Source organism: Rhabdaerophilum sp., from assembly GCF_046092605.1.
In the GTDB taxonomy this organism is placed as follows: domain Bacteria; phylum Pseudomonadota; class Alphaproteobacteria; order Rhizobiales; family Beijerinckiaceae; genus Rhabdaerophilum.
In genome coordinates this window covers 1-6,996 of the sequence record NZ_JBJTDY010000095.1, presented here as the reverse complement: position 1 = coordinate 6,996, position 6,996 = coordinate 1, and the positions used below count along the sequence as shown (strand labels likewise).

General features: G+C 62.8%; 5 protein-coding genes, 1 tRNA gene and 2 pseudogenes. 4 read left to right on the top strand and 4 right to left on the bottom strand.

Features of this window, described 5'->3' with window-relative positions; genetic code table 11:
- Positions 1–135: 135 nt before the first annotated feature.
- Positions 136–849, bottom strand: a pseudogene (locus ACKODO_RS07685) (IS3 family transposase); the annotation flags it as partial.
- Positions 850–1,366: 517 nt separating this feature from the next.
- Here ACKODO_RS07685 and ACKODO_RS07680 point away from each other — a divergent pair.
- From ACKODO_RS07680 to ACKODO_RS07670, 3 genes are read left to right on the top strand one after another with little or no spacing between them, the layout of a single operon-like run.
- Positions 1,367–2,602 (top strand): CaiB/BaiF CoA transferase family protein, encoded by a 1,236-nt coding sequence (locus ACKODO_RS07680; RefSeq protein WP_408982858.1) that lies wholly within the window; start codon positions 1,367–1,369, stop codon positions 2,600–2,602.
- 3 nt (positions 2,603–2,605) lie between these two features.
- Positions 2,606–2,977: a nuclear transport factor 2 family protein gene (locus tag ACKODO_RS07675; RefSeq protein ID WP_408982857.1), complete on the top strand. Its 372-nt coding sequence runs from the start codon at positions 2,606–2,608 to the stop codon at positions 2,975–2,977.
- 4 nt (positions 2,978–2,981) lie between these two features.
- Positions 2,982–3,824, top strand: coding sequence for a citryl-CoA lyase (locus tag ACKODO_RS07670; RefSeq protein WP_408982856.1), 843 nt, complete (start codon positions 2,982–2,984; stop codon positions 3,822–3,824).
- Positions 3,825–4,545: 721 nt separating this feature from the next.
- Here the strand turns inward: ACKODO_RS07670 and ACKODO_RS07665 are convergent.
- Positions 4,546–4,622, bottom strand: a tRNA-Trp gene (locus ACKODO_RS07665).
- A 138-nt stretch (positions 4,623–4,760) separates the two neighbouring features.
- Here ACKODO_RS07665 and ACKODO_RS07660 point away from each other — a divergent pair.
- The gene (locus ACKODO_RS07660; protein ID WP_408982855.1) at positions 4,761–5,930 is read left to right on the top strand and encodes a hypothetical protein; all 1,170 of its coding nucleotides are present in this window, start codon (positions 4,761–4,763) and stop codon (positions 5,928–5,930) included.
- A 24-nt stretch (positions 5,931–5,954) separates the two neighbouring features.
- Here the strand turns inward: ACKODO_RS07660 and ACKODO_RS07655 are convergent, their stop codons facing one another.
- Positions 5,955–6,734, bottom strand: coding sequence for an aldo/keto reductase (locus tag ACKODO_RS07655; protein WP_408982854.1), 780 nt, complete (start codon positions 6,732–6,734; stop codon positions 5,955–5,957).
- A gap of 105 nt (positions 6,735–6,839) precedes the next feature.
- Positions 6,840–6,996, bottom strand: a pseudogene (gene tuf, locus ACKODO_RS07650) (elongation factor Tu); the annotation flags it as partial.

The window sequence follows — 6,996 nt, the reverse complement described above, 5'->3', positions numbered from 1 at the left end:
TATCGTCGGTCATGGCGGGTGTGGCGGGGTTGATGGTGCGGATCGGATCGGTGTAAACAGCTAAATCCTACGCGATATCATACCGTTATGCTACATCCGCCAACCCAAAATCAGCCCCCTCATGAATAAGACGGGTTAGTGCATTGACGGCCTCGACGCCAGCGCGGGCGGCGAAGCTGGATGGGATTGCGCAGCCGCCCGTGCGGCCATGGCCGGGACGAAGACCTCCGGAGCCGGCGGCTTGTATCCGAGCGATCCGTGCGGGCGCACGGTGTTGTAGTGGCGCCGCCAGCTTTCGATGACGATCTTCGCCTCGGCGAGCGAGTAGAAGATTTCCCCATCGAGCAATTCGTCGCGAAGCCGGGAGTTGAAGCTCTCGATGAAGCCGTTCTCCCAGGGTGAACCTGGCGTGATGTAGGCCGTCTTGGCCCCGACCGCCGTGATCCACTTCTGAACGGCCTTCGCGACGAACTCCGGGCCATTGTCTGAACGAATGTGGCCAGGGACGCCCCGCAGGATGAACAGATCGGACAGGACGTCGATCACGTCGATCGATTTCAGCCGCCGGTCGATCCGGATCGCCAGGCATTCGTGGGAGAACTCGTCGATGATGTTGAGCATCCGGTATTTCTTCCCCTCATGGGTGCGATCCTCGACGAAGTCGTAGCTCCAGACATGGTTGGGATATTCCGCACGCAGCCGGATGCAGGAACCATCGGCCAACCAGAGCCGTCCCTTCTTCGGCTGCTTTGCCGGAACCTTGAAGCCTTCGCGCCGCCAGATGCGCTCGACCCGTTTGTCGTTGATGACCCAGCCGGCGGTCGAGCGCAGAAGCTCGGCGATCTTCCGCCTCACGGTGATTGCAAGCAATCACCTGCCGGCCAGGGGCAGATCGCAGTATCGGGAGCCCTGGCGCGCGTTGGAGCCATTGGCGGAGCGAGAGCCTATCCGGTCCAGATTTCGATTCCGACGGACCTGAACAGGACGCAGTTGAGGCTTGGAATGCCGGGCATGGCGACGGTGTTCTCCCCTGATGCTGGTCCCATCGGCCTGATCAAATCGATCTTGGTCTGGGTCAGCTCCTTGACGGCATTCCTATAAAGGCGCTCGGCGCAACTGAGTGCACGAAGGCGGCGAATGATCGTCAGGAACCACGCCTCGACCTGCGCACAGGTCATTCATTCGCCCTGCCCTCTCCACTCACACACCCGAATGGCCCTGCTCTCCTAGAACAGGCCCGGGGAATCTGCTCAGCGGGGATCAGTGGAGATTCTGCCTGAAATCGGCATGATGCCGGGAACAGGAGCGGCCATGACAAATTGACCGCGCCGGAACCACAGCCCGGCATTCAAGGCGAAGGTGGCGCATGACGCTTCCTCTCAACGGCGTTCGCGTCCTCGACCTCTCGAATGTGCTCGCAGGTCCCTTCTGCGGCTACAATCTCGCGCGGCTGGGTGCCGAGGTGATCAAGGTCGAGAACCCCGAGGGCGGCGATCTCGCCCGGAAGCTGGGTGCTGATCCCGACATGGCAAAGCGCCTGATGGGCCTTTCCTTCGTGGCCGTGAATGCCGGCAAGCAATCGATCACGCTCGACCTCAAGAACGCCGATGCGAGGGAAGCCTTCCTGCGCCTTGTCGAGCAGAGCGACGTGGTGCTGGAGAATTTCCGGCCCAAGGTGATGGAGCGGCTGGGCCTCGGCCATGAGGTGCTTTCGGCCCGCAACCCCAGGATCATCTCCTGCGCGATCTCCGGTTTCGGCCAGGATGGACCCTGGGCCGGGCGCCCGGCCTATGACCAGATCGTCCAGGGGCTTTCGGGCGCGATGAGCGTGACCGGCGGTGCAGAGACAGCACCCTTGCGCACGGGGTTTCCGATTTCCGATACGATTGCGGGCATGACCGCGGCCTTCGCGATATCCGCTGCCCTGGTGGACCAGCGCATGACCGGGCGCGGTCGCCGGATTGATGTCTCGCTGCTGGAATCCACCTTGGCCGCCATGGGCTGGGTGGTGTCGAACCACCTCAATGCCGGGATTGACCCGGAGCCCATGGGCAACGAGAACTTCACCGCCGCGCCCTCCGGCACCTTCCGCACGGCGACCGGCCCGCTCAACATCGCCGCCAACGAGCAGAAGCAATACGAGACGCTCTGCGACCTCGTGCGGCGGCCCGATCTCAAGACCGACCCGCGCTTCGCGGATCGCCAATCGCGCAAGGTTCACCGCGCCGCGCTGAAGGTGGAACTGGAAGCCGCGCTGGCCGCAAGGGGCGCCGAGGAATGGGAAGCGCTCTTCAACGCGCGAGGCGTGCCGGCCGGCCAGGTTCTCACGGTGCCACAGGTTCTGCGCGAGCCGCAGATCACCGGGCGGCGCTTTGTCGAGGAGCTTGATGGCGAAACATCCGCCGGCCACCCGATGAGGGTCACGCGACCCGGATTCCTGATCGATGGGGGTTACGCGAAGCCGGAGCCGCCGCCTGCTCTCGGGCAGGATACCGAGCGTTGGCTTCGGGCGCTGGCCTATGATGCCGAAACGATCGACCGTCTCCGGGCATCCACCACGACCGCCGAAAGACAATCGCCCCGCTCCATCCCGAAGGATTGATCCATGCTCAATGATATCGCAGCGCTTGAAGCGCTTGCCGCAACCTATCTTGATGGCTTGCATGAGGGGGATGCCGCCAAACTGGGATCGGTGTTCCTGTCGACATCCGCACTCACGCAAGCGGTGGACGGGAAGGTATCGATCACGCCCTGCGAAACCTGGCTGGAGCGCGTCGCCGCGCGTCCGTCCCCGAAGAGGCAAGGGCTCGAGCGCGACGACCATGTTCTCGCCATCGATCTGGTGGGACCTGATCTCGCCCTTCTCAAGATCAAATGTGCCATTCCGCCGCGATACTTCACCGACCTGCTTTCCTGCCTTAAGGTGGATGGACGCTGGCAGGTAGCGCAGAAGGTCTTCATGACCGAAACCCGATGAACCCATGGCCATGAGCACCGGCAACGACGATCCGCGCTCCGAGGCCGCTCACTACTGGCGGACCTCCATCTGTGACATATCGCCCGGCAGAATCTCATTCCGGGGCTATCCTGTTCAGGACCTGATCGGTTCAGTTTCCTTTCCGGCCATGATCTGGCTGATGCTGCGCGGCGAATTGCCCACGGTGCATCAAGCGTCCCTGCTCGAAGCGGCGCTCGTCGCCTCGGTCGATCATGGACCGCAGGCGCCCTCCATCGCTGTCTCCCGCATGGCTGTGAGCTGTGGATTGCCCCTCAACGGTGCGATGGCCTCGGCCATCAACATGCTGGATGATGTCCATGGTGGCGCCGGCCAACAGGCTCTCGAGCTCTATCTCGAGATTCTCGCCTGCGTCGAGACCGGTGAAACGCTGGATGCTGCGACCGCCATCATCATTGACCAATGGACCGCATCGCATGGGAAATACTTGCCCGGCTTCGGCCACCGGTTTCATCCGGTTGATCCGCGCGCGGGCAGACTGATCGACCTTGTGGAGGATATGGTTGGCAAGGGTGTGGTCACAGGGCGCATTGCAGCCGCAGCCCGGGCCGTTGAGGCTCTCATGGCTGCGCGGAAGGGCAAGCTCATCCCCATGAACATCGACGGCGCAACCGCTGTGATCTACGGCGAACTCGGTTTCCCCCCGCCACTGGCGCGTGGGATCTTCTGCCTGTCACGCGCCGTGGGCATTCTGGCCCATGCCTGGGAGCAATCCTCGCGCGGAGAACGCAACAAGGGGCCGATGCCTCGCAGCTTCTCCTTCCTTTATGAGGGACAGCACCCAAAAGAGAGCGACGACAGGCTTTGAGTCACGATCAACGGCGCGACCGGCATCAGAGCATTTTCCGACCCAGTGGATACCGGTTGGTCGAAGAAAATGCGTGAAACAACAAGAAATGAGAGCGGACGGCCTGATTCAATCAGATCGGATTCCGCTCCAGACCTGTGCGCTGAGATGGTCGAACCCGATATCTTGTAAGGTTTTGAATGTCCGCTTTCTGAAGCGACGGATGCAGCATCCATTGACAGGTACTCGGCTGCGAAGCCGCCGAAAAAGCTTGGGGTGCTTCAGGTTCATGAAGGGCCGCATGGATGCGTGCTGTCCGGCACTGGTTCAGCACGTGCTGCCTGGGTGCCGTGCTATGCAGGGAAGCCTCGATAGCCTTGTCGACGCGGCGCGCGATCATCCGGGGATACAGGTCGCGAAAATCCCGCAGGTGTTGGGTCAGGACATCTCTCGTCAAATTTCCAGCCCTGCGCTCTGACTCCATACTCAACGCGAGCCCTAACCATCTTGCGGGTGCCGGATGGCGCTCCGCCAAACGGATGGCAGACAGGCGAATCCCATCGGCGCAAAGACAGCTTCGACGCCACCAACAGACGGCGCCTCTTCGACAAGCATGAGAGCAAAGGAAAAACATCACGCTCCCGCTGGACAGGATCGTGCACGGCCAGTTGCGAAACCGGACCGAATCTCATTCGGTCCAATCGTCAAAAACAGTTACATTTCAGAGACTTAAATTGCGCGATGGCAGGGGAGGAGGGATTCGAACCCACGACCTACGGTTTTGGAGACCGCCACTCTAACCAGCTGAGCTACTCCCCTAGCGCGAGCTGTTTTATAGCGACAGATTCCGGCGAGACAAGCCCGGATTTGCGGCGCTCCGCCGCTTTCCACCCCGCAGCCTTGCAATGCCCCGGCCTTTGCGCATCATGCGGTTGCATGCTGAAAGAGGGGGCTTTCATGACACGCCTTTCATGCACCGGCTTGGCGCGCGGCATCATGGCACGCCTGGTTTCGCCCCGCGTTCTCCTCGGTCTTGCGCTGATGGCGGCCTCGCTGGTGCCGTACCGGGCGGTGGCGCTCGAGGAATGCAAATGCGAGGATCTTGGCGCGATCCAGACCGAATTGGCTATCGCGCTGCTGCTGAAGCAGCGCTTCGAAATCCAGGCCCGCACGCTGATCGAGAAATACGGGCAGAACCCGAAGGGCTCGGATTACGAACAGGCCTTCCGCGATTACAACGCCTTCCAGGACGGCAAGGGCGAAGGCAGCGCCGCACACGGGTTGAGAGAGGGCAAGCCCGGCGAGCCTGATCGTGTGCCCTATGTCCCGCGGGGTGCCCGGGAGCGGTTGGCCTACGAGGACAATCCCCGATCCGGCAAGGGCATCTCCGCGGGGCGGAAATGGGTGAACGACACCCGCGTCGTGGACCTCGACGAGCGCCGGACCATCGAAAACCGGTGGAAGAAGGAGGGCAAGGATCTCTGCGCGCCGGATGACCCGGCCAAGATGGAGCAAAGCCTCAAGGCCGGTGCGAAATGCGCCGGCATCGCGCGCGCCTTCGCCGTGCATGAGGCCTCCCATGCGGATACCTGCCGACAGATGGGTTTCTATGCCTTCTGGGAACGCCCGGCCCACCAACTCGCCGCTGACGAGGCCAGGGCCTATACCGCGCAGGCGGAGGCGCTGGGCGCGGATATCCAGCGCGTGATGGGCCAGAAGCGCACCAAGGTGCGGCGCGGCCCCTCCGGTGCCTGCCCGGAATGCTATCTCGAGGTGCAGGCCACTTGCATCAAGTCCTACGAGGTCTCCGGCAAGGTTCAGGCGATCGAGCTTACGGGCCGGATCTGCGATATCGAACGCGCCTTCACCCTGCGCTCGGTGGGTATGAGCAAGGTGAATTTCCAGATGACGCCGTGGGATGGCGGCACGCGGGGAGCCTATACCTATCAGGGTACGGGCGGCGGCGCCCGCTTCGTCGGCGATGGCCGATATACCATCGCGATCGGCGAGAACGACGGCAAGATCACGCTTTTCAGTGATGGCGAGGCCCACGTGATCGGCAAGAAGGTGAAGGATACCGGCATGGGCACCTTCAAGCTCACGCCCCTGCAGGACGCTTGCGAGTAAGCCGGCTCTCCGCCCTCCCCCGCCTCATTCCGCCGCGCGGAAGGCCGCGATGTTCTGGACGAGATGCTCCTCGGAGATGGTGCCCGTGAGCACGAGGCCAGAGGGATTGGCCTGCCGCAGATAGCGGAACGCATCGAGCACCCGCTGCTCGCGGGCATCCGCCGGGAGGTCAGCCACGGCGGCTCCCATCGCCAGCGGGCGGTTGGCGATGATCCGCGTTCCTGCCGCCTCGGCGATCTCCACCAGCGGTTCCAGCGCGCGGTTCTGCGCGTTGAGCGGCATCTGAATCCAGTGGAACCCCATCTCGAGAGCCAGCTTCCCGGCCTCCATGTTGCTCACCGAGGCGCCGAATTGCGGAATATCCATGGCCTGCACGGCCTGAAGCGCCCAGCGCAGTTCCTCGCCGCGCAGGGCCTCCATGCTCGCCTTGTGCACCTGCAAGAGGTCGATATCGCCGAGGAGTTCCACGGAGCGGTCGAGGCTGCGCATCAGCGCCTCGTAGGAATGATCGACCCGCGTGGTGCCATCGTCATTCCAGTGCTCGCCGAATTTCGTCGCGATGAAGATCGTCTCGCGCTGCTCTTTCGTGAGGCTTTTCAGGAAGGCCCCCAGCCGCGCCTCGCTCAGGCCATAGGCCGGCGCGGTATCATAGACCTGGATGCCAAGCTCGAAGGCCGCTTCCAGCAGCCGGCGAGCCTCGGCTTCCGGCGGCGGCGGCTTCGGCACATGGCCCCAGCTTCGGCCAAGGGCGACCAGGCCGAAACCGAGGGGGAAGAGATCGAGCATCCGCATTTCGGGTTCCATCGATCATCCCTCCTTGGATTGCCTCTGGCATAAAAGAAAAGGGGAGCCGTGGGGCTCCCCTGATCGATTTCAAGCCCTCCGAGCGGCAACCTGCCCGGAAACAGATCAATCCTGGATCGAAGCAACGACGCCGGCGCCGACGGTTCGGCCTCCTTCGCGGATAGCGAAGCGCAGCTTCTCTTCCATCGCGATCGGCGTGATCAGTTCAACCTCGAACGAGATGTTGTCGCCCGGCATCACCATCTCCGTGCCCGCCGGAAGC